Here is a 24,687-nt window from a genome sequence, read left to right on the forward strand (position 1 = left end):
ATCAATAATAAAAAATCGGAAAATAGATAGCTTATGGCCGTCACACCCCCAAGGATAGACGGCAATTGCAAGGACTCAGCTCAATATGGAGACCGTTCCCAAGTATTTCAAGGCGCGTGACAGATTGTCGCTGTCCAGGCTGTCCAACCAGTGCAAATCGCTCCAGCTGCGCAGCCAGGTGAACTGGCGCTTCGCCAATTGGCGCGTGGCGATGATGCCGCGCTCCTGCATTTCGGCTGACGTCAGCTTGCCATCCAGATGATCCCAGACTTGGCGGTAGCCTACAGCACGTATCGAAGGCAGCCCGGCATGCAGGTCACCTCTTGAACGCAGTGCTACGACCTCGTCCACAAACCCCTGTTCCAACATAATTGTGAATCTTTGTGCAATTCGTTCATGCAGCACCTGGCGATTTGCCGGAGCGATGGCCAGATTCGCCACAGTATAGGGCAATTGTGACTGTCCAGATGCGCCTGCATCAGCACTTTGCGCACTTTGTTTCAGCCTGTGTTCAGTCATGGTCCGGCCACTCACACGCCAGACTTCCAGGGCACGGGTGAGGCGCTGGGGGTCATTGGGGTGAATGCGCGCCGCGGACACCGGGTCCACCGCCGCCAATTGGTCGTGCAGGGCTTGCCAGCCGAGGCGTGCGGCCTCTTCTTCGAGTTCGCCGCGCACCTGGGCATCGGCAGGCGGCATATCGGCCAGCCCTTCCTGCAATGCCTTGTAGTAGAGCATGGTGCCACCCACCAGCAGCGGGATATTGCCGCGCGCGGTGATCTCGGCCATGGCCGCCAGGGCGTCGGTGCGAAAATCCGCAGCCGAATAGCTCTGCGCCGGGTCGATGATGTCGATCAACTTGTGCGGATATTGGGCCAATAGCGCTTTGGACGGCTTGGCCGTGCCGATATCCATGTCCCGGTAAACCAGGGCAGAGTCGACACTGATCAACTCGCAGGGCAGCACCTTGGTCAGCTCGATGGCCAGGTCGGTCTTGCCGGCGGCCGTGGGGCCCATCAGGAAGATCGCGGGGGGCAAGGCGCTCATCAACGGCCGCGCAAGAACAGTTTGTCCAGATCGTCCAGGCCCATTTGGGTCCAGGTCGGTCGGCCATGGTTGCATTGGCCGCTGCGCTCGGTGTTTTCCATGTCACGCAGCAGGCCGTTCATTTCCGGCAGGGCCAGGCGGCGATTGGCGCGGATGGCGCCGTGGCAGGCCATGGTGCCGAGCAATTCGTTGATATGCGCCTGGATACGGTCGCTGGTGCCGTATTCCATCAGGTCTGCCAGCACGTCGGCCACCAGGCGGTTGGCTTCGGCCTGCTTTAGCAGCGCGGGAATCTGACGGATCGCCAGGGTTTCCGGGCCCAGACGTTGTAGCTCAAAACCCAGCTTCTGGAACACGCTGTGGTGCTCTTCGGCGCAATCGGCCTCTCGCTGGCTGACTGCCAGGGATTCGGGCACCAGCAATGGCTGACCGCTGAGGCCTTCGCTGGCCATGGCGATCTTCAGGCGCTCGTACATGATCCGTTCGTGGGCGGCATGCATGTCCACCAGCACCAGGCCATGGGCGTTTTCCGCGAGGATGTAGATGCCCTTGAGCTGCGCCAGGGCATAGCCCAGCGGCGGGATATCACCGCCACCTTCGGGCAACGCGACAGCAGCACCCGCCTCGGCACCCGGCAGCGGCGCAAAAAACTCCCGGTACGCCGCCTGGGCCTCGGCCACCGGCACGGTCGACTGCGGACGCGGCGTGTATTGATACTGGTAGCCCGCACCGGCGCCTGCGTTCGGCGCCGTGTAGGTCGGTTGCGACTGCGGCGATTGCAGCAGGTTGGCCGCCAGGCTCATTTCACCCTGGGGGCCGAACTCTCCGGCTTCCGGACCGCTCGGGCGCACCACCGCCGTGACAATCGGCGCTGACAGTTGATCATCCGGGCGCACATCGCCCAAGGCGCGATGCAGCGTGCCATACAGGAAGTCATGCACCATGCGCCCGTCCCGGAAGCGTACTTCGTGCTTGGTCGGGTGCACGTTGACGTCGACCACCGACGGGTCGACCTCGAAGAACAGCACAAACGTGGGGTGCCGGCCGTTGAACAGTACGTCGCGATAAGCCTGGCGCACCGCATGGGCTACCAGCTTGTCGCGAACCGCACGGCCATTCACAAAGAAGTACTGCAAGTCGGCCTGGCTACGGGAGAACGTCGGCAACCCCACCCAACCCCACAACCTCAGGCCATTGCGCTCGATTTCAATCGGCAGCGCCTGCTCCAGGAAACCGCTGCCGCACACGGCTGCCACACGTCGTGCGCGGGCGGCGTCGTCGTTGGCTTCGTGCAGGCTGAGGATGGTCTTGCCGTTGTGGCGCAGGTGAAACGCCACATCGAAACGGGCCAGGGCCAAGCGCTTGATGACTTCTTGCAGGTGATCGAATTCGGTTTTCTCGGCCTTGAGGAATTTGCGCCGCGCCGGGGTGTTGAAGAACAGGTCGCGCACTTCTACCGAAGTGCCCACTGGGTGTGCAGCCGGCTGGACCCGAGGCGCCATGTCGCGGCCTTCGGTTTCCACTTGCCAGGCTTGCTCGGCGTCGCGGGTGCGGGAGGTCAGGGTCAGGCGCGCCACGGAACTGATGGAGGCCAGGGCCTCACCGCGAAAGCCCAGGCTCATGACCCGCTCAAGGTCTTCCAGGTCGCGGATCTTGCTGGTGGCGTGACGCGCCAGGGCCAGCGGCAGATCATCGGAGGAGATGCCGCTGCCGTCATCACGTACCCGCAGCAACTTGACGCCGCCCTGCTCCACGTCGACATCGATGCGCTTGGCACCGGAGTCAATGCTGTTTTCCAGCAGTTCCTTGATCACCGACGCCGGGCGCTCGACGACCTCACCCGCAGCAATCTGGTTAGCCAGGCGCGGGCTGAGCAATTCGATGCGCGAGCCGCTGTTCAACAAGGATTCGCTCATTACTGTGCCGCCAATTCAGTGCCGGGAATGGTCAATACCTGGCCAATCTTCAACTCATCGGTTTTCAGGTTATTGGCGCTGCGCAAAGCCGCAGGCGTGACCTGGAAACGTACCGCCAGCATGGCAACGGTGTCGCCGGGTTGCACACGATGGTCGCGCGGGCCCTGGGCGATTTTGCCGGAGTCGCGCAGCCAGGCGATGTAAGTGCCGGGCGGCGGGTTCTGCTGGAAGAACTGGCGCACGCCTGCGCTGATGGAGCGCGCCAGCGCTTGCTGGTGGCTGGAGCTGGCCAGCTTGGAGGCCTCGTTGGCGTTGGAGATAAACCCGGTTTCCACCAGGATCGACGGGATATCCGGCGACTTCAGCACCATGAACCCGGCCTGCTCCACACGCTGTTTGTGCAGCGATGTCACGCGGCCGATGTTACTCAGGACTTTCTGGCCAACGTTCAGGCTGGAGGTCAGCGAGGCAGTCATCGACAGGTCGAGCAGCACGCCGGCGAGCATCTTGTCCTTGTCATCGAGGGACACGTTGCCGGCCCCGCCGATCAAGTCGGAGCGGTTTTCACTGTCGGCCAGCCAGCGGGCGGTCTCGGACGTGGCACCGCGATCCGACAGGGCAAATACCGAGGCACCAAATGCAGCAGTTGAAGGCGCGGCGTCGGCGTGAATGGACACGAACAGGTCAGCGCCCTTCTTGCGCGCAATTTCGGTACGGCCACGCAACGGAATGAAGTAGTCACCGGTGCGGGTCAGCTCGGCGCGGTAGCCTTTCATGCCGTTGACCTGGCGTTGCAGCTCGCGAGCAATGGCCAGTACCACGTCTTTCTCATGCTGGCCGCGTGAGCCGGAAGCCCCCGGATCTTCGCCACCGTGGCCGGCGTCGATCACCACGATAATGTCGCGCTTGCCGGCCGGCGCGGGCGGCGGTGGTGGCAACTTGACCTGGGGTTGCGACGGGTTGACCGGCACCGCAGGCACGGTAGCCACGCTTGGCGTCGGCGCAGGCGGTGGTGCCGCGTCGGCGGGGTTGTCGAACAGGTCGACCACCAGGCGGTTACCGTATTGGGCGTTGGGCGCCAGGGAGAAGCTCTTTGGCGTAACGGCCTTTTTCAGGTCGATGACCACGCGCAGGTCAGTCGGCGTACGCTGGGCCGAGCGCATGGCGGTAATGGGTGTGTTGGCGGTAGAGACCTTCAGCGGCGCGGCCAGGCTCGCACCGTTGATGTCGATCACCAGGCGATCAGGCGCCGTCAGGGTGAAGACGCTGTGCTGGACCGGGCCAGACAGGTCGAACACCAGTCGCGTGTTATCCGGCGCTCGCCACAGGCGAACACTTTTTACCTGTGAAGCAGCCAGAGCATTGACAGTCATTGCCGCAAGCAACACCCCCACGACAGCAACCAACGCGCGAAAGCGCATACCTAACCCCACCAATTTTATTTGAATTCCAATGCCAGAGCGGTGCACCACGCTTCAGCGCGCACGCTCTGGGGCAACAACTTCAGCTGACGTCCGTGCTCATGCGGCGTAATGGTAATGGTCATGTCTGGCTTTGGCAAAAAGCCTGTGCCTTTATCTGGCCATTCGATCAGGCACAACGCATCTTCATCGAAGTAATCACGGATGCCCATGTACTCCAGTTCCTCTGGATCTACCAGGCGATAAAGATCGAAGTGGAAAGCACGCACGTCGCCGATCTCGTAGGGCTCGACCAACGTAAAGGTCGGGCTTTTTACCGCGCCGGTATGGCCCAGGCCGCGAATAATCCCCCGGGACAATGTGGTTTTGCCTGCGCCGAGATCGCCTTCGAGAAAGATCAACCCTGCCCCTTGCGTGACCTGCGAAAGACGCTGCCCCAACGCGACCATGGCCTCTTCATCTGCCAGGAAAAGAATTACTTCAGGCACGGCGACTGCTCCTCCAGCAATTGACGAATGGCAGGGATCAGGTCGCTGGCAGCCAGCCCCCGACCAAAACTGCCCTGGCGGTCTCCAGCGGTAGCGTGCAACCACACGGCCAGGCAGCTTGCCTCGTACGCGGGCATACCCTGAGCCAATAGCGCGCCGACCAGACCAGCCAAGACATCACCGAGCCCCGCCGTCGCCATCGCCGGGTGGCCTTGATCACAACGGGCAAGCCGTCCATCCGGACTGGCAATCAAACTGCCAGCACCCTTTAGGATAGCCACTGCATTGAATTTTTGGCTCAACACGCGCGCCACATTAAGGCGATCGGCCTGAACCTCGGCTGTCGATAGCCCCAACAAACGCGCAGCTTCGCCCGGATGAGGAGTAATCACACAGTTGGCCGGCAGCTCGACGCTGCCAGTGGCCAGTTGATTGAGCGCGTCGGCGTCCCACACCTGCGGCTGGCGGGCATTGGCCGCGACCGACAACAGGCTTTTGCCCCAAGCGGCATCGCCCAGGCCCGGGCCAATGACGATCACCGAGATTTTTTCCAGCAGGCCCATCAACTGGTTGGCCGAGCTCACGCCGACAGCCATGACTTCCGGCAGCCGGGCCAGAGCGGCTGGCACATGTTCCGGTCGAGTTGCCAGCGAGACCATGCCGGCGCCGCTGCGCAGGGCACTTTCGCTGCTCAGCAGCGCCGCACCGCCAAAGCCACGGTCACCACCGATGACCAGCAGGTGGCCGAATTGGCCCTTATGGGCGTCCGGAGAACGCGCAGCCAGTTGCGGCAAATGGCCGGGCAACAACAGCTGAACGTCGGTAATTGGGTGTTTTGTCTGAGGCATGCGTCTTCAAGCTCCGATGTCTGGCAGAATTATACGCATCTAACCTGTGGTTTCCCGTGTCTCATGCCTGCTATTACCTCCGATCTGCCCGCCCTCGCCCAATCGATCAAAGACTGGGGCCGCGAGCTGGGCTTTCAACAAGTCGGCATCAGTGGCCTGGACCTGGCTGAGCATGAACAGCACCTGCAACGCTGGCTCGACGCGGGCTACCACGGCGAGATGGACTACATGGGCGCCCACGGCAGCAAACGCTCCCATCCCGATGAACTGGTACCCGGCACCTTGCGCGTGGTGTCACTGCGCATGGACTACCTGCCCGGCGACACCCAGATGGCGCAACTGCTGGGCCAGCCGGAAAAAGCCTATATCTCGCGCTACGCCCTGGGCCGCGACTATCACAAGCTGATCCGCAAGCGCGTGCAGCAGCTGGCCGACCGCATCCAGGCGCAGATCGGGCCGTTCGGCTTTCGCGCCTTTGTCGACAGCGCGCCGGTCCTGGAAAAAGCCATCGCCGAACAAGCCGGATTGGGCTGGATCGGTAAAAACACCCTTGTGCTCAACCGCAAGGCCGGCAGTTATTTCTTCTTGAGCGAACTGTTTGTCGATTTACCGTTGCCGGTGGACCCACCCCACACTACCGAACACTGCGGCCGTTGCACGGCGTGCCTGGACATCTGCCCCACCAACGCCTTCGTCGGTCCTTACGTGCTGGACGCCCGGCGCTGCATTTCCTATCTGACCATCGAGCTAAAGAGCGCCATTCCCGAGGACCTGCGCCCACTGATCGGCAACCGCGTCTTTGGCTGCGATGACTGTCAGATCGTTTGCCCATGGAATCGTTTCGCTCGACCCACTGCCGAAAGCGATTTCAAGCCCAGGCACAACCTGGATAACGCCGAGTTAGCCGAACTGTTTATGTGGGACGAGGATAAATTCCTCAGCAGCACCGAAGGCTCCCCCCTGCGCCGCGCCGGTTACGAGCGCTGGTTACGCAATCTGGCCGTGGGCCTGGGCAATGCGCCGTCAAGCATTCCGGTATTGGAAGCCTTGAAGGCGCGGCGGGACTACCCCTCAGAGCTGGTTCGCGAGCATGTGGAATGGGCGCTGAACCAGCACGCGGCCCGCTAGTGTACGTCGTCGTTGTAGACGAACTTGGGCATTTCCCAGTGAAAACGGATCGCCAGCAGGCGCAATAGAAAGCCGCTGAACAGCGTCAGCAGAATCGCCTGTTCGCTGGGCAGTTCCAGATACAGGCACAGCAAGTAGAACCAGGCAGCCAGGAACGACACGCTGGCGTACAACTCGCGGCGGAAGATCAGCGGAATGTCGTTACAGAAGATATCCCGCAGGATGCCGCCGAATACGCCGGTGATGACCCCGCTGACCGACGCCACCAACATGCCGTGGCCCATTTCCAGGGCGGTCATGCAGCCGATCAGGGTGAATGCCACCAACCCCAAGGCGTCCAGCGCCAAAAACAGCGAGCGCAGGCGGCGCATCAGCGGCGCGATAAAGATCGTCACCAGCGCCGCCACGGAGGTCAGCACCAGGTACTCCGGGTGCTTGACCCAGGTCAGCGGGTAGTGGCCGAGTAGCACATCGCGCACCGAACCACCGCCCAGGGCCGTCACGCAGGCGATCAGCACCACGCCAAACCAGTCCATGCCGCGCCGACCGGCGGACAAGGCGCCGGTCATGGCTTCGGCGGTGATGGCGATGAGGTAGAGCATCAACAGCATGATGGCGATCCTTGCAGGGAGGCCGGCAGTCTAATCATTTGCTGATGGCACCAAAAGGGGGCGTTTGGCGATAAACCGCGTCGCCTGTATCGCAGGCAAGCCAGCTCCCACACTTTGAATTTGCGAATCCATTCTAATGTGGGAGCTGGCTTGCCTGCGATGGGGCACTCACTGGCGCCGTAGAATCAAGCCTTGATGAAATGCTTGCGGTAATGCTGCAACTCGGCGATCGACTCACGAATATCATCCAGCGCCAGGTGCGTGCTGCCTTTATGGAAGCTGTCCTTGACCTCCGGGGCCCAACGCGCAGCCAGTTCCTTAAGTGTCGATACGTCCAGGTTGCGATAGTGGAAGTAGCTCTCCAGCGCCTTCATATGCGTATAAAGGAAGCGACGGTCCTGGCAGATGCTGTTGCCGCAGATCGGCGACTTGCCCTTGGGCACCCATTTTTCCAGGAATGCGATGGTTTCGGCTTCGGCTTCGGCCATGCTGATGCGGCTGTCGCGCACACGCTGGGTCAGCCCGGAGTTACCGTGGGTGCGGGTGTTCCACTCATCCATGGTGGCGAGCACGGCGTCGCTGTGGTGGATGGCGATCACCGGACCTTCGGCCAAGGTGTTGAGGTTGCTGTCGGTGACAATCGTCGCCATCTCGATGATGACGTCGCTGTCGGGGTTCAGACCGGTCATTTCCAGATCGATCCAAATCAGGTTCTGTGGGTTTTGCATGGCTTGATTCTCTTGGCACCTTGGCGTAGCTGCGCAGTTTAGCAGGCGGGGCCGTGCTAGACTCGCGACCGTTTTACCCAACTTTTGCATTATCGACACGGAACACCAATGGCCAAACGCCAGCTCAACCGTCGCCAAAACTGGCGCATCGAAAAGATTCAAGGTGAACGCGCAGCGCGTGCCGCCAAACGTGAATCCTCCGCCGTGGAAGCGCTCGAGGGCGGCGACCTGGGCCCCGAACAAACAGGCCTGGTAATCGCGCACTTTGGTGTGCAAGTCGAAGTCGAGGCGCTGGAAGGCGAACTCGCAGGCTCGGTGTCCCGTTGCCACCTGCGCGCCAACCTGCCTGCGCTGGTGACCGGCGACAAAGTCGTGTGGCGCGCCGGCAACCAGGGCATCGGCGTGATCGTCGCCCAGTTGCCGCGCAGCACCGAGCTGCGTCGCCCCGACAGCCGTGGCCAGCTCAAGCCGGTGGCAGCCAACGTCGACATGATTGTGATCGTGTTCGCACCACTGCCCGAGCCCCATGCCAACCTGATCGACCGCTACCTGGTCGCGGCCGAACACGCCGGCATCCGCCCGCTGTTGCTGTTGAACAAATTCGACCTGATCGACGAGCAGAACGCCCCGGCGCTCAATGCGTTGCTGGCGGTCTATCGCACCCTGGGCTACCCGGTGCTGGAAGTGTCGGCCCATCACGGCAACGGCATGGAACAGCTGCAACAGCAGCTGGACGGGCGGATCAGCGTGTTTGTCGGCCAGTCTGGCGTGGGCAAGTCATCGCTGGTCAACAGCCTGTTGCCGGAAGTCGATACCCGCGTGGGGCCGCTGTCGGAGCTTTCCGGGCAAGGCACCCACACCACCACCACCGCGAGGCTGTTCCACTTCCCCGGCGGCGGCGAGTTGATCGACTCCCCGGGTATTCGTGAATTCGGCTTGGGCCACGTCAGCCGCAGCGATGTGGAAGCGGGCTTTATCGAGTTCAACGACCTGATCGGCACCTGCCGCTTCCGCGACTGCAAACACGACCGCGAGCCGGGCTGTGCATTGCTCAAGGCGCTGGAGGATGGACGCGTGCAACAGCAGCGGATGAACAGCTATCGGTCGATTATTGCGAGCTTGCCTGAGAGCAGTTATTGACGGTCAATTTCTTGATACACATAAACCACGGCGCTGAACGCCCTAGCCCATTGATTTAACAGGAGCGGGCATCAAGAATCCGGATCAACTGGGTGGCTCATACACACAAGCCAGCTTGTATTCAGATTTCCTGATGCCCATAATTGCTCCGTCACCAGCGAAAGCTGGCAGGAGTCTGGATCCTTTTCGGGGTTGATCCAGCGGCGCAGAAGGGGCGAAGCAAGCTCCGCTGCGTGTCGAATGAAGCCGCCTTCGGGCGGCTTTGCTTTTTGTGGGGAATTAACATTTGGCTCTCTACTATCACCCCAAACAAGGCGACGTGCTGCTGTATGACTTCACACGAGGTTTTGTTGCACCGGAAATGCTGAAGATCCGCAAGGTTGTCGTGATATCGCCTACCGCGCCCCACAATCGCAAGCTCTGCACCGTGGTGCCAATCTCCTCTACTGCGCCAGAAACCCAGCACGACTGGCACCACTTGCTACGCACCAATCCACTTCAGTCCGATGGCTATAAAGAGCTTTGGGTGAAGTGCGACATGATTTATACCTTCAGCTTCGAGCGCCTCGACAAACTGCATAGAAAGACTCGCACAAAAGGCCGAGAGTACTTTGTCCCACGCCTGTGCGCCGACGACATGCGAGGCGTAGTTAATGGTGTCAAAGCCTACCTGCCACTCTGACCGCCAATGAAAACGCCCCGAATGATTCGGGGCGTTTTGGTTTCTGCTGTAGAGAGATAAGTTACGAGGCCGGCGCAGGCACCGTAGGATCCTTCACCCCGCCATCATCAAACAGGTTCAGCTTCTGCCGCAACTCATGGGCCGGCAGTGGTTCCTGCTCAGGCGGCAGTGCGTTGGGGTCGGCCGGCACTTCGCCTGGCGCACCATCGCCCTGAGTCGGTACCGGTGGCGGTGGCTGGTCGCCTTCAATCGCACGCTGGGCTTTTTTGGTCAGCACCACGATATCGATACGTCGGTTGACCGGGTTGAACGGGTCTTTGGGATCAAATAACTGCGATGAGGCAAAGCCCACCACCCGTGCCACTTGCGGGTCCGGATAGCTGCCGGCCACCAGCGCACGGCGGGCGGCGTTGGCGCGGTTGGCCGAGAGTTCCCAGTTGCCGAAATCGCCCTGGCCCGCGTAGGGCTTGGCGTCGGTATGGCCGCTGATGCTGATCTTGTTCGGTACCGCCTTGATGGTGTCGGCCATGGCCAGCAGGATGTCTTCAAAGTACGGCTTCAAGCGCGCACTGCCGGAATCGAACATCGGCCGGTTGGCGGCGTCCGTGATCTGGATGCGCAGCCCTTCGGGCGTGATCTCGAACGAAATCTGATCCTTGAATTTCAGCAGTTGCGGGTTTTCCTCAACCTTGGTCTGCAACTCCTGCAGCAACAGTTCCAGGCGTTCCTGCTCGACCTGCTCGGCCATGGTTTCGACGGTATCGCGCTCAATCGGGATTTTTTCCTGGGGCGACTCAGTTTGCACTTCCGGGTTGATGGTGCGCTCTGGCGCCAGTTGCGGTGAACCGCCCAGATCGATGACAAATGGCGTACCGCTTTCCGAAAAGCCAATCGGGTCTTTGAAGTAACCGGCGATGGCGATCTTCTGTTCTGGCGTGGCGGTGGACATCAGCCACAGCACCAGGAAGAACGCCATCATCGCCGTGGCAAAGTCGGCGAATGCGATTTTCCAGGCACCACCATGGTGCCCCGCAGCGAAGCGCTTGACGCGCTTGATGATGATCGGCTGGTTGTTTTCCATGGCTTAGCGACCGCGAACCGCTTGTTCCAGCTCGGAGAAACTTGGGCGATGCTTGGGGTACAGCACCTTGCGCCCGAACTCCACGGCCAGCGATGGCGGCATCCCCGATGCCGAAGCCACCAGGCACGCCTTGATCGCTTCGTAGAGGTTGACCTCTTCCTTGGCATCGTGGGCCAGGGAAGTAGCGAGCGGGCCGAAGAAGCCATAGGCCGCGAGAATACCGAAGAAGGTACCCACCAGCGCCGCACCCACGTGCATGCCGATGGCCGCTTGATCGCCCTCGCCCAAGGACGCCATGGTCACCACGATACCCAGCACCGCCGCGACAATACCGAAACCGGGCATGCCATCGGCGATGCCGGTCACGGCATGGGAAGGATGCTCCAGCTCTTCCTTGAGGCTGAACAACTCCATGTCGAACAGGCCTTCCAGCTCATGGGGAGCCATGTTGCCGGAGGACATGATGCGCAGGTAGTCACAGATATACGCGGTCATGCGCTCATCTTTGAGCACGGCCGGGTACTTGGCGAAAATCGGGCTGGCGGCGGCGTCTTCGATGTCGCCTTCGATCGCCATCATGCCTTCGCGGCGGCTCTTGTTGAGGATCTCGTAGATCAGCCCCAGCACTTCCAGATAGAAGGTGTGGGAAAAACGCGAACTGAACATGCCCAGCGATTTCTTGATCACGTGCATGGTCATGTAGCCGGGGTTGGCCTGCAAGAATGCGCCAAACGCGGCGCCGCCGATGATCAGCACTTCGAAAGGTTGGATCAGTGCGGCGATTTTACCGTGGGAGAGGACGTACCCTCCGAGCACACTTGCGATGACGACAATGATGCCGATAATTTTAGCCATAGGAGATGGGTACTTGCGCCGTCGGGTTCATGGACATAGTGGGTGCAGCAGAAAACTCTTGTTCTACTTATCGGCAAAACTGCGCCAGACTATAGCCCGTTAAGGCGAAAAGCCAATTCGGCCCGTTCCGGGTGTGTTGAACACAAGTGATGATCGCGCCCCAATCATGGCAATCGAAACGACAGTCCCAACGAACCGCCCCACCACCCTCGCCGCTTGGATCAAGCGCCTTGACGACGTGCTGCTGCCCGTTCCCCAGGCCAACCATGAGCGCGTGTGCAAAGCCATCCGCGACAGCCGCAGTTCATTGCGAGACATTGCCGAGCTGATGCAAAACAGCCCGGCCCTGGTGCTGAGCGTGATGCGCGAGGCCAACAGCCAAGCCCATGGGAGCCTGGCCGAGCCCGCCGAAAACCTCGAAGTAGCGCTTAACCGCCTAGGCCTCAAACGTGCCGAGGAGTTGCTGGCACGCCTACCTTCGGTGCCGGCCGGAGACATTCCAGTCGCATTGCGCCAACTGCTGCTGGTCAGCCAGCACGCGTCCCAGCAAGCCAACGGCTTGTTCGGCAGTCGCCTGGCGCGGCTATGGCAGGACATCCACTGGGGCAGCCTGCTGTTTCTGTCGCCACTGTGGCCGATGGCCGTCGCCTACCCCAAGCTTTTGGAGGAATGGGAGCTGCGGGTGATTCACAAGGGCCAGTCGGCGCGCCAGGTCGAGCAGGAACTGTTCGGTGTGCGCTTACTGGACCTGTGCCGGGGCCTGACCGAAGCCTGGCACCTGCCGATCTGGGTTTCGCAGGGCTACAAGCTGCTGCTGACCGAGCAACGCCTGCTGGTCAAGGCGCTGCATATTGCCCGCGAAGACGACGCCTTGCGCCACCAGCAATTGCTCGACGCCGAACCCAACCTGCGCCGCTGGCTGAACCAACCAGCCAATACCGTGTTGCTGGCCAACGGCCTGGCGATGTCCGCCCAGGAATCCTGGACCTGCCCGCACACCGAACGCTGGCAATACCTCACCGCGCTATACCTGCAAGTGCCCTTGAGTGATGTGCAACAACAGGCGCACCAGCAGGCAGTCACGAGCGCCCGCACCACCTTGATGCCCGACCTCTGGCACCCGGCGCTGTCGCTGATCTGGCCGTGGCATGTGCAAAAAGTCCATCGCGGCTTGTTGCCCGCGCCGCCGCCCACGGCTGAAGCCCTGGCCGTATGGCGCACGCGTTGCACCGATTTGCTGGTGGAGCCGAGCCGCTTTGCCAACGCCATGCACCTGACCACCTGTGCCAAGGAAGCCCTGGTGGCCAGTGGCATGCAGCGGGTACTGATATTCATGGCAGATCGCGCCTTGAGCACCTTGCGCGTGCATCAGGCCGACGGCTTGCCCAGGGACGCCGCGCACCTGAGCCTGGATGTGGTCAACAGCACATTGCTGCAACGCCTGCTGGAAAAGTCCGCTCAGGTGCGTCTGACCCCCGACAACCATGCGCAGTTTTCCGCCCTGCTGCCGCCTATCCTGCGTCGCCTGTTTACGGGCGAGCACTTGCTGCTGCGTTCGCTGAGCTGCAATGGCCGCGTGGTGATGCTGGTAGTGGCGGACCAAGGCGGCGGGCCGTTCTCGGAAACCACCGTGCAGGCGTTCGGCAAAACCGCCCAATGCATCGAAAAAGCCCTGCACAGCTTTACCAACCGCAGCGCCTGATGCTTGCGCTACAATCGCCGTCTTTAATCGCCAACATTTGTGCCCAGGAGACCTCACATGCCTGACTTCTCTGGCTTGCCGCTGGTGATCGAATCCAGTGACCTGCTCGCTCAACTGGATGCCGAGCACTTGATTCTGGTGGACCTCACCAGTGCCGCCCGCTACGCCGAAGGGCATATCCCCGGCGCGCATTTTGTTGACCCCAAGCGCACCCAACTTGGCCAGCCGCCGGCACCCGGCTTGCTGCCGAGCAAGGCCGACCTGGAAAAACTGTTCGGCGAACTGGGCCACACCCCGGACGCGACCTACGTGGTCTATGACGACGAAGGCGGCGGCTGGGCCGGACGTTTTATCTGGATGCTCGACGTGATCGGTCACCAGAAATATCACTACCTCGACGGCGGCCTGCTGGCATGGCTGGAGGAAAAGTACCCACTCTCCACCGAAGTGCCTGCGCCGGCAGGCGGCCCCGTCAGCCTCACGTTGCACGATGGGCCCACGGCTACCCGTGAGTATCTGCAAAGCCGTCTCGGCGCGGCCGACCTGGGCGTCTGGGATGCCCGCGGCCCGCTGGAATATTCCGGCGAAAAAGTGCTCGCCGCCAAGGGGGGCCATATTCCCGGCGCGGTGAATTTCGAATGGACCGCCGGCATGGACAAGGCGCGCAACCTGCGCATCCGCCGCGACATGCCACAGGTTCTCGAAGAGCTCGGGCTGACCCGCGATAAAGAAATCATTACCCACTGCCAGACTCACCACCGCTCTGGCTTCACCTATCTGGTGGCCAAGGCGCTCGGTTATCCACGAGTCAAAGGCTATGCCGGTTCCTGGGGCGAATGGGGCAACCACCCCGACACCCCCGTTGAGATTTAAGGTTTAAGGACAGTTATGAAAAAGCAGTTGTTTATCCTCAGCCAGTACTTGCTGCCACACCACTTGCTCTCGCGCCTGGCCGGCTGCATTGCCGAGTGCCGCGTGCGCTGGTTCAAGAACGCCTTCACCGCCTGGTTCGCCAAGCGCTACCAGGTGGACATGTCCCAGGCCCTGGTTGAAGACCTGACCGCGTACGAGCACTTCAACGCGTTCTTTACTCGAGCCCTGAAAGACGGCGCCCGCCCGCTCGACCAGACTCCCGGTGCCGTGCTGAGCCCGGCCGATGGCGCAGTCAGCCAGCTAGGCCCGATCGAACATGGCCGTGTGTTCCAGGCCAAGGGCCACAGCTTCAGCGTGCTGGAATTGCTCGGTGGCGACGCGGCGCTGGCTGCACCGTTCATGGGCGGCGATTTTGCGACTATTTACCTGTCACCCAAAGACTACCACCGGGTGCACATGCCACTGGCCGGCACCTTGCGTGAGATGGTCTACGTGCCAGGTCGAATTTTCTCGGTCAACCAGACCACCGCCGAAAACGTGCCGGAGCTGTTTGCGCGCAACGAGCGGGTTGTATGCCTGTTTGACACCGAGCGCGGCCCGATGGCCGTGGTGTTGGTGGGTGCGATGATCGTCGCGTCGATTGAGACGGTGTGGGCCGGGTTGGTAACGCCGCCCAAGCGCGAGCTGAAAACCTTGCGCTACGACGAAGCCGCACGTGCGCCGATTCATTTGGAAAAAGGTGCGGAGCTGGGCCGTTTCAAGCTGGGCTCGACCGCCATCGTGCTGTTCGGGCCGGATCAGGTGAAGTGGGCTGAAGAACTGGCAGCGGGTACGCCAGTGCAAATGGGCCAGGGTATTGCCGCAGCTAAAGCCTGATATTGCTGGTGACATCCAATGTGGGAGCCGGGCTTGCCCGGCTCCCACATTTTTGACTGTATTTCTACAGTGAGATCGGCTTATAACTGACCGTCGCGGTCGCGCAAGCCCAGCAGATACAACACGCCATCGAGCCCCAGCGTTGAAATCGCCTGTTTGGCCGACTGTTTGACCAACGGCTTGGCGCGAAACGCCACACCCAATCCTGCAATCGCCAGCATCGGCAAGTCATTGGCGCCGTCGCCGACCGCAATGGTCTGCTCCAGACGCAAGCCTTCCTTGTGCGCCAACTCCTTGAGCAGGTCGGCCTTGCGCTGCGCATCCACAATCGGCTCGACCGCCACGCCGGTCACTTTGCCATCCACCACTTCCAGCTCGTTGGCGAACACGTAGTCAATGCCCAACTTGGCCTGCAACTGCTTGGCAAAGTAGGTGAAGCCGCCGGACAGAATGGCGGTCTTGTAGCCCAGGCGCTTGAGTTCGGCGAACAGGGTTTCGGCGCCTTCCGTCAGGCGCAGCGATGCGCCGATGGAGTCCAGCACGCTCACGTCCAGGCCCTTGAGCAACGCCAGGCGCTCCTTGAAGCTGGCACGGAAATCCAGCTCACCGGCCATCGCCCGCTCGGTAATCTCGCTGACTTGCTCGCCGACTCCCGCTGCCTTGGCCAGTTCGTCGATGACTTCGGCTTCGATCAGGGTGGAGTCCATGTCGAACACCGCCAAACGACGGTTGCGACGGAACAGCGAATCTTCCTGGAAGGCGATGTCGACATTCAACTCCTGGGCCACGCTCAGGAATTCGGCCCGCAGCGCTTGCGCGTCAGCCGGTTCACCGCGTACAGAAAACTCGATGCAGCCCTTGCCTTTGTCGGCCGGGGTGTCCAAGGGCATACGACCCGACAGACGGTCGATATGGTCGATATTCAACCCGTAGTGGGCCGTGATCGAGCTGACACGCTGCAATTGTTCAGCCGTTACCTTGCGAGTAAGCAACGTCACGATATGACGTTTTTTGCCCTGGCCTTCCACCCAGTGCTGGTAATCGGCTTCGGACACGGGGGTGAAACGCACCTGTTGATCCAGCTTATAGGCCGTAAACAGGATGTCCTTGAGTACCGACGAAGCCTGTTCGGTGCTGGGGATCTCCACCAGGATGCCGAACGACAAGGTGTCGTGGATCACCGCCTGACCGATGTCGAGGATGTTCACACCACCCTGGGCCAGGACGCCGGTAATGGCTGCGGTGAGACCCGGTCGGTCTTCACCCGTGATGTTGATCAGGACAATTTCGCGCAAAGCGCACCCCCAGGCTGGAAAAAAACCGCATTCTACCCACTTTCAGTGACCATCGGGCACAGCCAGTGCTTTGCCGGTCATGGGCCTGTCGCTATACTGCGCGTCAACTTCACGGACCAAGAGCCGAGCGCAAGTGAACCGGCCCACGCCAGTAAAAACCGATAACTTCTTCCTGCTGATCTTCCGGGCACTGCGCCACCGCCGTGTACCGATCGCATTACGCATCGCCAGCCATAACGTGATCCTGGTCGCCTTGGCCCTGGTGATCTACGCCTGCGTGATGGGTTTGCAGTTCAAGCAGGCCATGCATGAGCAAGCCGACGCCCTGGGTGCGAGCCTGACGACCCAGACAGCCACCTCGGCGACTGAGTTGCTGGTGTCCAACGACATCCTCAGCCTCAACGTGCTGCTCAACAACCTGACCAAGAACCCGCTGGTGGCTCACGCCGCCATTTATAGCGTGGACAACCGGATCATGGCCGAAGCCGGGCAGCGCCCGAAGAACGGCTTGCTGGGTGAAGCCGAGGGCCTCTACCAGAGCAACATCACCTTTCAGGATGTGAAAGCCGGCCAACTGCGTATCAGCCTCGACATGCAGCAGTTCCAGCAGCCGATGACCATCAGCCTGCAAAGCATGGGTATCTTGAGCGCGATCCTGCTGGCTCTGGCCCTGGCCTTGAGCCTGCGTCTGGGGCGGCATATCTCCACACCGCTGATGCAACTGCGTATCTGGCTGCGGGATATCGACGAACACACCCCGGCCACTGATCGCCAGGATGAAATCGGCGACCTCGCGCGCCAGCTCCATACCAGCTTCGCTCCGGAGCCGAAAGCGCCTGAAATCGAACCGGAACCCGAATACGACGATACCGACGACTACAGCGATGAGCCTGAGTTTGAAGTACGCGACCTGCGCGACCCGGGCTTTGACGAAAGCGCTCCGGTGGCCGGCCTCAAGCCTGCACCGCGCCATGTGGTCAAGGCCGAGGAAGACGAACTCGACGAGGAAGACCCCTTCGCCGACCTGCGCGATACCTCGGCCGTGGCCCCGGCCGCTGCGACAAAACCCGTTGCGGTGGTCAGGAACACCGAGCCGCAGCACAGTGCAGTACTCGCCGTGCAACTGGGCTCCCAGGAGCAGCTGCGCCGCCTGCCTCGTGCCCGGCTGACCGAACTGCTCGAACGCTACCGCGACTGTCTCGACCAGGCCGCCTCGCTGTACCAGAGCGAGCTGCACACGTTGAACGATGGCAGCACCCTGATGCTGTTCCACAGCGAAGACAGCGGCGAAGACTACCTGACCAATGCAATCTGCTGCGGCGAATTGCTGCGCGCTCTGGGCCATGCCCTGCAGATCGAAGTGGCCGACAGCGGCATTACCCTGCAATTGCAGCTTGGCTTGACCGTGGGTGATGACCTGTTTGGCATGAGCCAGATCGACCTGCTGCTCACCGAAATCGCCCAGGATGCCCTGGCCCTGTCCCAACACAGCCGCAACCTGCTGCTGGTGGAACGCAAGATCAGTGAAGACACGCTGATCCGCCAACGCGCACGTATCCGTCCGATTGCCAGCCCTGAAGGGGCCAGTTGCGTAGAGCGGTTGATGGAACCGTACCCGTCGATGCTCGAGCGCCAGCTGGCGCGGATGCATGAGACCCGCAAGCCCTGAGGCACATACACTGTACGACCCATGTGGGAGCGGGCTTGCCCGCGATTGCGGAATATCAGTCGATCCACCGATAGCTGAACCACCGCTATCGCGGGCAAGCCCGCTCCCACATTTGGATTGTGGTGCAGCTTAAATCGCAACCCAACAAAAAGGCCCGCTTACTCAGCGGGCCTTTTGTTTGTGCGCCATTCAGATCAGAACCTGAACACTTCCAAGTCCGTACGAATCGGCGTAGCCATCGGCATCTTCGGCTTTTCCGGGGCTGCCGGTTTGGCCTGGGCCGGGGCCTGTTTACGCGGCTGCACCTCGGCAATCGGCGGCTGGTTCGCCAATGGCTTGAGCGCCACCGACAACTGCTGCGCCAAGTGCTGCAACAGCACACCCTGGGCCTGGACCTGAGAAGCGGTGGTGCCGGTATGTTCTTCCTGCAGGTGCACGATGCGGTTATCCCGTACTTGCCCGCGACGGTCGATCAGGCGCCACTGTGCATCCAGAATCGCCGGTTGCGATTTGCCGGAGTCGAGCCGCGTAATCGTCAGCAGCACCTGCACATCCGGAGTGAATCCCGATGGCCCTGGTGCCAGGACCACACGCTGGCTATCCAACTGCCCTGCAACCTGACGCAACATCAGTTGATTGATATCGGACGACAAGCTGCCCGCCCAACGACCATCAGTGGAACCTTGCAGGCTGCCGTCGTTCTGACGTTGCAGCAGGGTTTCGCGTTGCAGGTAATCGGCAACGACTACCGGACCGAGCAATACCGCCATGCCAGCCGTTTGGGCTGGCTGAGCCGGGCTACCGCTGTCCAGCTGGTACAGCGACACCGGTTGGTGCGTGCTGCAACCCGCCAGCCCCAAAAGGCCAGCGAGCATCAAAAATAGAGGAAGGCGTGGAGCAGTCATCATCCCATCCAAGTGGCTGCCACAAGGCGAACCACAATGTAATACTAAAAATAACCTGAACACGCTCGGCCACGCCGGCGCTGGAAAGGCCATATCATCCGTGAATATGCGCCATGACTCCAGCGCGAAAGCGTCGATCTACGCGTTAAATCGTAGATCGAGGCCTCTAGTACAGCTTAAATCGGCGTTTCCACCAGCAAGGCGTCCACTCGCTGGAAGCCGCGAGGCAGTTTATTACCACGCCGCCCGCGTTCGCCCTTGTAGTGTTCAAGGTCGTCTGGGCGCAATGACAACGTGCGCTTGCCGGCCTGGAGCACCAGGGTAGAGCCTTCCGGGACCACGGCGATGTCGGTCACGTACTCTTCGCGACTGGCCACCCGGTCACCGGGAATCCCGATAATCTTGTTGCCCTTGCCTTTGCCCAGTTGCGGCAAATCACTGATTTTGAACACCAGCAAACGCCCTTCGGTGGTCACCGAAGCCAACCAGTTGCTTTCACGATCATCCACCGGCCTTGGCAGGATCACCTTGGCGTTGTTCGGCAGGCTCAGCAGCGCCTTGCCCGCCTTGTTCTTGGCCTGCAGGTCTTCGCCCTTGACCACGAAACCGTAACCGGCGTCGGAGGCGATGACGTACAGCGAATCATCGTCCGGCAGCAGCACGCACTCGAAATTCGCCCCAGGTGGCGGCGTGAGGCGTCCGGTCAACGGCTCGCCCTGCCCCCGTGCAGACGGCAGGGTGTGGGCCGGCACCGAATAACTGCGCCCGGTCGAGTCGATAAACACCGCGAACTGATTGGAGCGCCCGGCGGCGGCGGTCTTGAAGCCATCACCGGCTTTGTACGAAAGGCCGGTGGCGTCAATATCATGCCCTTTGGCGGAACGAACCCAACCCTTTTCCGACAAAACGACGGTAATTTTCTCGTTAGGCAACAACTCGGTTTCTGTCAGAGCCTTGGCTTCAGCACGCTCGACGATCGGCGAACGACGGTCGTCGCCATAGGTTTCGGCGTCTTTGATCAGCTCGCTGCGTACCAACTTCTTGAGCTTGGCTTCGCTGCCCAGCAGCGCTTGCAGCTTGGCTTGTTCCTTGAGCAACGCGTCTTGCTCGTCACGCAGCTTCATTTCTTCCAGGCGTGCCAATTGGCGCAAGCGCGTGTCGAGGATGTAGTCAGCCTGGATTTCGCTCAGTTCGAAACGCGCGATCAACTCGGCTTTCGGGTGCTCGGCGGTACGGATGATATGGATCACTTCATCCAGGTTGAGGTAGGCAATCAGCAAGCCGTCCAACAGGTGCAGGCGGCGCTCGACCTTGTCGAGGCGAAACTGCAGGCGGCGGCGCACGGTCTGTACGCGAAATTCCAGCCACTCCACCAGCAGGTTGCGCAGGTTCTTCAACTGCGGCTTGCCATCCAGGCCGATGATGTTGACGTTGACCCGGTAGCTCGACTCCAGGTCAGTGCTGGCGAACAGATGCTGCATCAGCACTTCATGATCGACCCGGCTGTTGGTCGGGATGATCACGATACGGCACGGGTTCTCGTGGTCGGACTCGTCACGCAGGTCGGCAACCTGGGGCAGTTTCGACGGCTTGGCCTGCATCAACGCGGCAATCTGCTCCAGCACCTTGGCACCGGACACCTGGTGCGGCAGCGCGGTGACAATAATGTCGCCGTCTTCGATATGGTACACGGCGCGCATACGCACCGAGCCCTTGCCGGTTTCGTACATCTTCAGCAAGTCGGCGCGCGGCGTGATGATTTCCGCTTCGGTCGGGTAATCCGGGCCTTGAATATGTTCACACAACTGCTCGACCGTGGCCTTGGGCTCGTCCAGCAGGCGCACGCAGGCAGTGGCGACTTCGCGCAGGTTATGCGGCGGCACGTCGGTGGCCATGCCAACGGCGATACCGGTGGTGCCATTGAGCAGGATATTCGGCAAACGTGCTGGCAATACCAGGGGCTCGTCGAGGGTGCCGTCAAAGTTCGGCCCCCAGTTCGCCGTGCCCTGGCCCAGCTCGCTGAGCAGCACTTCGGAATAGCGCGACAGCCGCGCTTCGGTGTATCGCATGGCGGCGAAGGACTTGGGATCATCCGGCGCACCCCAGTTGCCCTGCCCGTCCACCAGCGTATAGCGATAGCTGAATGGCTGGGCCATCAGCACCATGGCTTCATAACACGCCGAGTCGCCGTGGGGGTGGAACTTACCGAGTACGTCACCGACGGTACGCGCCGACTTCTTGTGCTTGGAATCAGCGTCCAGGCCCAGCTCACTCATGGCGTAGATGATGCGCCGTTGCACGGGCTTGAGGCCGTCGCCGATATGCGGCAGGGCACGGTCCATGATCACGTACATGGAGTAGTTGAGGTAGGCATTTTCGGTGAAGTCAGCCAGCGACCGGCGTTCTACGCCATCTAAGCTGTCTGCGAGGATGTCACTCATGCGGGCCTCATCATTGTTGGGTAACGCGCAGCGGAACTGCCGCTGCGTCGGGTCATTTGAAAAAACTGCGGGCTCATGGCTGGGCGCTCCAGCCACCGTCGGGGGCGGCGAAACGATAGACCATGGGGCGTTTTTCACCATCGGCGCGGGGGCCAAAATTATTGTCGATACCGATCCACGCGCCGTCGGCATCCACCACCAGGGCTTCGGCCAGTCCATAAGCCTGTGCATAACGTCGCGGCGGCGTGAGCATCTGGTCGGCAAACGACCAGCACAGCTCGACCTTGGCCGTGAGCGTATCGCGCCGGCAAATCTGGAACGCATTGCGCTCCAGGGTAAACAGCTTGCCGTTGAACAGCGCCAGGTCGGCAAAGTCCTTGGATACCGCCTTGGCGTTGGTGAACTGCGCCGGCTGCACTTCCTGGCCGGCCTCACTCAACAACACACAGGCGCCGTCGCAATCCCATACGCTCTGGCCACGCTTGATCGAGATCAAGCCACGGCGTTCACGCTCGGCGGCCAGCCAGATCTGATTGCCTTCGGGGTTTACCGCCAGGCCTTCGAACAAGGCATTGAAGTGCAGCAACATGCCACTGGCCCGGGCTTCGCGCACCATGCCGGGGGCAATTTTCAACCATTCGGGTGCGCCAGTCGCCGGGACCTGCAACACCGCCGCATGGGCTTCGCTGACAATGTAGCGATTACCCACGGCATCACAGCTGATGCCTTCAAAATCCAGGTCACCGCCGCGAATGAACGAAGCAGCCTTGGTGCGCGAACGCAACCCCCAAGGCAGACCGGACTCGGGCACGGGCGGCACATCGATCTGCACCGCTTCGGCGTTCCAGGTAGGCGCGCCGGTATCCAGCCGGTAGATCTGATCGTCATCCCGATCAGAAACCGTCCACAGTTCCTTGCCACACAACGCCAAGCCCGAAAGGTTACCGCCGCGCATGCCGTCCACAGGGTGCTCGGACACCAGCTTGAGCTCCGCCACGGGCGCGGCAACCACCTGGGTGGCCGCCAGCCCGCTCAACATCAGGATTGCCAGGGCGAAGCCTGTGCGCATCAGCCCAGAACCTCGGCCAGGTTGCCTTTGGATTCCAGCCAGGCCTTGCGATCCGGCGCACGCTTCTTCGCCAGCAGCATGTCCATCATTTCCGACGTGCCGGCGAAGTCTTCCAGGGTCAACTGCACCAGGCGCCGGGTGTTCGGGTCCATGGTGGTTTCGCGCAGTTGGGGCGGGTTCATCTCACCCAGGCCCTTGAATCGCGTGACCTGAGGCTTACCGCGTTTCTTCTCGGCCACCAGGCGATCAAGGATGCCATCGCGCTCAGCTTCGTCCAGAGCGTAGAAAATCTCCTTGCCCAGGTCGATGCGATACAGCGGCGGCATGGCGACGTAGACGTGACCGGCATCCACCAACGGGCGGAAATGCTGCACGAACAACGCGCACAGCAAGGTGGCGATGTGCAGGCCGTCGGAGTCGGCGTCGGCGAGGATACAGATCTTGCCGTAGCGCAGTTGGCTCATGTCCGCCGCACCCGGGTCGACCCCGATAGCCACGGCGATGTTATGCACTTCCTGACTGGCCAGCACTTCGCTGCCGTCGACTTCCCAGGTGTTGAGGATCTTGCCGCGCAGCGGCAGGATCGCCTGGAACTCCTTGTCCCGCGCTTGCTTGGCGGAACCGCCGGCGGAATCACCTTCGACCAGGAACAGCTCGGAGCGCATCGGGTCCTGCCCGGCGCAATCGGCCAGCTTGCCCGGCAATGCCGGGCCTTGGGTGATGCGCTTGCGCTCAACCTTTTTGCTGGCCTTCAAGCGCCGACCGGCGTTGTTGATCGCCAATTCGGCCAGGGCCAGGCCCAGCTCCGGGTGCTCGTTGAGCCACAGGCTGAAAGCGTCCTTGACCACACCGGAGACAAACGCTGCCGCTTCACGGGACGACAGGCGCTCCTTGGTCTGGCCGGAAAATTGCGGCTCCTGCATCTTCATCGACAGCACGAACGCGATGCGCTCCCATACGTCCTCCGGCGCCAGCTTCACACCACGCGGCAACAGGCTGCGGTATTCGCAGAATTCGCGCATGGCGTCCAGCAAGCCCTGGCGCAAACCGTTGACATGGGTGCCGCCCTGGGCGGTGGGGATCAGGTTGACGTAGCTTTCCTGTACGCTGTCGCCACCTTCGGGCAACCACAGCAGCGCCCAGTCGACGGCTTCCTTATTACCCGCCAGGCTGCCGCAGAACGGCTCGTTGGGCAGGCGTTCGAAGTCGCTGACAGAGTCTTCGAGATACGAGCGCAGGCCGTCTTCGTAGTGCCACTCGACCTTCTCGCCGGTGCCCTTGTCTTCAAAGCTGACCAATAGACCCGGGCACAACACAGCCTTGGCCTTGAGCACATGCTTGAGGCGGCTGATGGAGAATTTCGGCGAATCGAAGTATTTCGGGTCCGGGGCGAAGTACACGCTGGTACCGGTGTTGCGCTTACCAACAGTGCCGACCACTTCCAACTCGGTGGCTTTATAGCCATCGGCGAAGGTCATCTGGTACTCGTTGCCGTCGCGCTTGACCTTGACCCGCACTTGCGTCGACAGGGCGTTGACCACCGAAATACCCACGCCGTGCAAACCACCGGAGAACTGGTAGTTCTTGTTGGAGAACTTGCCGCCGGCGTGCAGTTTGGTGAGGATCAGCTCGACGCCCGACACGCCCTCTTCCGGGTGAATGTCCACCGGCATGCCGCGACCATCGTCGGACACTTCAAGGGAGTGATCGGCATGGAGGATGACTTGTACCGACTTCGCGTGCCCGGCCAAGGCTTCGTCGACGCTGTTGTCGATGACTTCCTGGGCAAGGTGGTTCGGCCGGCTGGTGTCGGTGTACATGCCGGGGCGTTTGCGCACCGGGTCGAGGCCCGAGAGGACTTCGATGGCGTCGGCGTTATAAGAGCTAGCGCTGGGAGTGGCCATGGGGTCTC

The 24,687-nt window shown here is 61.3% G+C and carries 21 protein-coding genes; 7 read left to right on the top strand and 14 right to left on the bottom strand.

What is annotated here, in order from left to right; translation table 11 throughout:
• Positions 1–75: 75 nt before the first annotated feature.
• From miaA to QMK52_RS04600, 5 genes are read right to left on the bottom strand one after another with little or no spacing between them, the layout of a single operon-like run.
• The gene (gene miaA, locus QMK52_RS04580; RefSeq protein ID WP_005784231.1) at positions 76–1,047 is read right to left on the bottom strand and encodes a tRNA (adenosine(37)-N6)-dimethylallyltransferase MiaA; all 972 of its coding nucleotides are present in this window, start codon (positions 1,045–1,047) and stop codon (positions 76–78) included.
• Entirely contained in the window at positions 1,047–2,963 is a 1,917-nt protein-coding gene (gene mutL, locus QMK52_RS04585) for a DNA mismatch repair endonuclease MutL (RefSeq protein WP_005784229.1), read from the bottom strand. The genes miaA and mutL overlap by 1 nt, the downstream gene beginning before the upstream one ends.
• On the bottom strand, positions 2,963–4,384 hold the full coding sequence (locus QMK52_RS04590) for an N-acetylmuramoyl-L-alanine amidase (RefSeq protein WP_005784227.1): 1,422 nt from the start codon (positions 4,382–4,384) through the stop codon (positions 2,963–2,965). The genes mutL and QMK52_RS04590 overlap by 1 nt, the downstream gene beginning before the upstream one ends.
• 17 nt (positions 4,385–4,401) lie before the next feature.
• Entirely contained in the window at positions 4,402–4,872 is a 471-nt protein-coding gene (gene tsaE / locus QMK52_RS04595) for a tRNA (adenosine(37)-N6)-threonylcarbamoyltransferase complex ATPase subunit type 1 TsaE (RefSeq protein ID WP_032878210.1), read from the bottom strand.
• Positions 4,860–5,720: an NAD(P)H-hydrate dehydratase gene (locus QMK52_RS04600; protein ID WP_194439952.1), complete on the bottom strand. Its 861-nt coding sequence runs from the start codon at positions 5,718–5,720 to the stop codon at positions 4,860–4,862. The genes tsaE and QMK52_RS04600 overlap by 13 nt, the downstream gene beginning before the upstream one ends.
• Positions 5,721–5,783: 63 nt before the next feature.
• Between QMK52_RS04600 and queG the strand changes: the two genes are divergently transcribed.
• Entirely contained in the window at positions 5,784–6,848 is a 1,065-nt protein-coding gene (gene queG, locus QMK52_RS04605; protein WP_005784221.1) for a tRNA epoxyqueuosine(34) reductase QueG, read from the top strand.
• Here the strand turns inward: queG and QMK52_RS04610 are convergent.
• Positions 6,845–7,462: a trimeric intracellular cation channel family protein gene (locus tag QMK52_RS04610; RefSeq protein WP_172833454.1), complete on the bottom strand. Its 618-nt coding sequence runs from the start codon at positions 7,460–7,462 to the stop codon at positions 6,845–6,847. The two genes, queG and QMK52_RS04610, sit on opposite strands and share 4 nt — an antisense overlap.
• 182 nt (positions 7,463–7,644) lie before the next feature.
• Positions 7,645–8,187: an oligoribonuclease gene (gene orn, locus QMK52_RS04615; protein WP_005784217.1), complete on the bottom strand. Its 543-nt coding sequence runs from the start codon at positions 8,185–8,187 to the stop codon at positions 7,645–7,647.
• A 108-nt stretch (positions 8,188–8,295) separates the two neighbouring features.
• On the opposite strand from orn, the gene rsgA reads away from it, so the two are divergent.
• Together rsgA and QMK52_RS04625 are read left to right on the top strand one after the other, a co-directional pair.
• Positions 8,296–9,327, top strand: coding sequence for a small ribosomal subunit biogenesis GTPase RsgA (rsgA, locus tag QMK52_RS04620; RefSeq protein WP_005784215.1), 1,032 nt, complete (start codon positions 8,296–8,298; stop codon positions 9,325–9,327).
• Between the two features lie 286 nt (positions 9,328–9,613).
• A complete protein-coding gene (locus QMK52_RS04625) occupies positions 9,614–10,009 on the top strand; it encodes a type II toxin-antitoxin system PemK/MazF family toxin (RefSeq protein WP_320403852.1) in 396 nt (131 codons plus the stop codon).
• Between the two features lie 61 nt (positions 10,010–10,070).
• Here the strand turns inward: QMK52_RS04625 and motB are convergent, their stop codons facing one another.
• Both motB and motA read right to left on the bottom strand, forming a co-directional pair.
• Entirely contained in the window at positions 10,071–11,090 is a 1,020-nt protein-coding gene (gene motB / locus QMK52_RS04630) for a flagellar motor protein MotB (protein WP_005784211.1), read from the bottom strand.
• 3 nt (positions 11,091–11,093) lie between these two features.
• Positions 11,094–11,945 (bottom strand): flagellar motor stator protein MotA, encoded by an 852-nt coding sequence (gene motA / locus QMK52_RS04635; RefSeq protein ID WP_005784209.1) that lies wholly within the window; start codon positions 11,943–11,945, stop codon positions 11,094–11,096.
• Between the two features lie 166 nt (positions 11,946–12,111).
• On the opposite strand from motA, the gene QMK52_RS04640 reads away from it, so the two are divergent.
• From QMK52_RS04640 to asd, 3 genes are read left to right on the top strand one after another with little or no spacing between them, the layout of a single operon-like run.
• A complete protein-coding gene (locus QMK52_RS04640) occupies positions 12,112–13,647 on the top strand; it encodes an HDOD domain-containing protein (protein WP_320403853.1) in 1,536 nt (511 codons plus the stop codon).
• Between the two features lie 57 nt (positions 13,648–13,704).
• Positions 13,705–14,520, top strand: a complete 816-nt coding sequence (gene rhdA / locus QMK52_RS04645; RefSeq protein WP_005784204.1) for a thiosulfate sulfurtransferase — start codon at positions 13,705–13,707, stop codon at positions 14,518–14,520.
• 15 nt (positions 14,521–14,535) lie between these two features.
• On the top strand, positions 14,536–15,396 hold the full coding sequence (gene asd, locus QMK52_RS04650; protein ID WP_320403854.1) for an archaetidylserine decarboxylase: 861 nt from the start codon (positions 14,536–14,538) through the stop codon (positions 15,394–15,396).
• 80 nt (positions 15,397–15,476) lie between these two features.
• Here the strand turns inward: asd and serB are convergent, their stop codons facing one another.
• Positions 15,477–16,691, bottom strand: a complete 1,215-nt coding sequence (gene serB / locus QMK52_RS04655; protein WP_057702577.1) for a phosphoserine phosphatase SerB — start codon at positions 16,689–16,691, stop codon at positions 15,477–15,479.
• Positions 16,692–16,824: 133 nt separating this feature from the next.
• On the opposite strand from serB, the gene QMK52_RS04660 reads away from it, so the two are divergent.
• The gene (locus QMK52_RS04660) at positions 16,825–18,360 is read left to right on the top strand and encodes a HAMP domain-containing protein (RefSeq protein ID WP_005784198.1); all 1,536 of its coding nucleotides are present in this window, start codon (positions 16,825–16,827) and stop codon (positions 18,358–18,360) included.
• Between the two features lie 194 nt (positions 18,361–18,554).
• Here QMK52_RS04660 and QMK52_RS04665 read toward each other — a convergent pair whose 3' ends face one another.
• The 4 genes from QMK52_RS04665 to parE form a co-directional block, all read right to left on the bottom strand.
• Complete coding sequence (locus QMK52_RS04665; protein ID WP_005784196.1) at positions 18,555–19,268, bottom strand: membrane integrity-associated transporter subunit PqiC; 714 nt, start codon at positions 19,266–19,268, stop codon at positions 18,555–18,557.
• A 173-nt stretch (positions 19,269–19,441) separates the two neighbouring features.
• Entirely contained in the window at positions 19,442–21,706 is a 2,265-nt protein-coding gene (parC, locus tag QMK52_RS04670) for a DNA topoisomerase IV subunit A (RefSeq protein ID WP_320403855.1), read from the bottom strand.
• Positions 21,707–21,779: 73 nt separating this feature from the next.
• Complete coding sequence (locus tag QMK52_RS04675; protein WP_046070630.1) at positions 21,780–22,775, bottom strand: esterase-like activity of phytase family protein; 996 nt, start codon at positions 22,773–22,775, stop codon at positions 21,780–21,782.
• The gene (gene parE / locus QMK52_RS04680; protein ID WP_046070629.1) at positions 22,775–24,679 is read right to left on the bottom strand and encodes a DNA topoisomerase IV subunit B; all 1,905 of its coding nucleotides are present in this window, start codon (positions 24,677–24,679) and stop codon (positions 22,775–22,777) included. The genes QMK52_RS04675 and parE overlap by 1 nt, the downstream gene beginning before the upstream one ends.
• Positions 24,680–24,687: the final 8 nt, after the last annotated feature.

It is taken from the genome of Pseudomonas sp. P9_2 (genome assembly GCF_034008255.1).
GTDB lineage: Bacteria > Pseudomonadota > Gammaproteobacteria > Pseudomonadales > Pseudomonadaceae > Aquipseudomonas > Aquipseudomonas synxantha_A.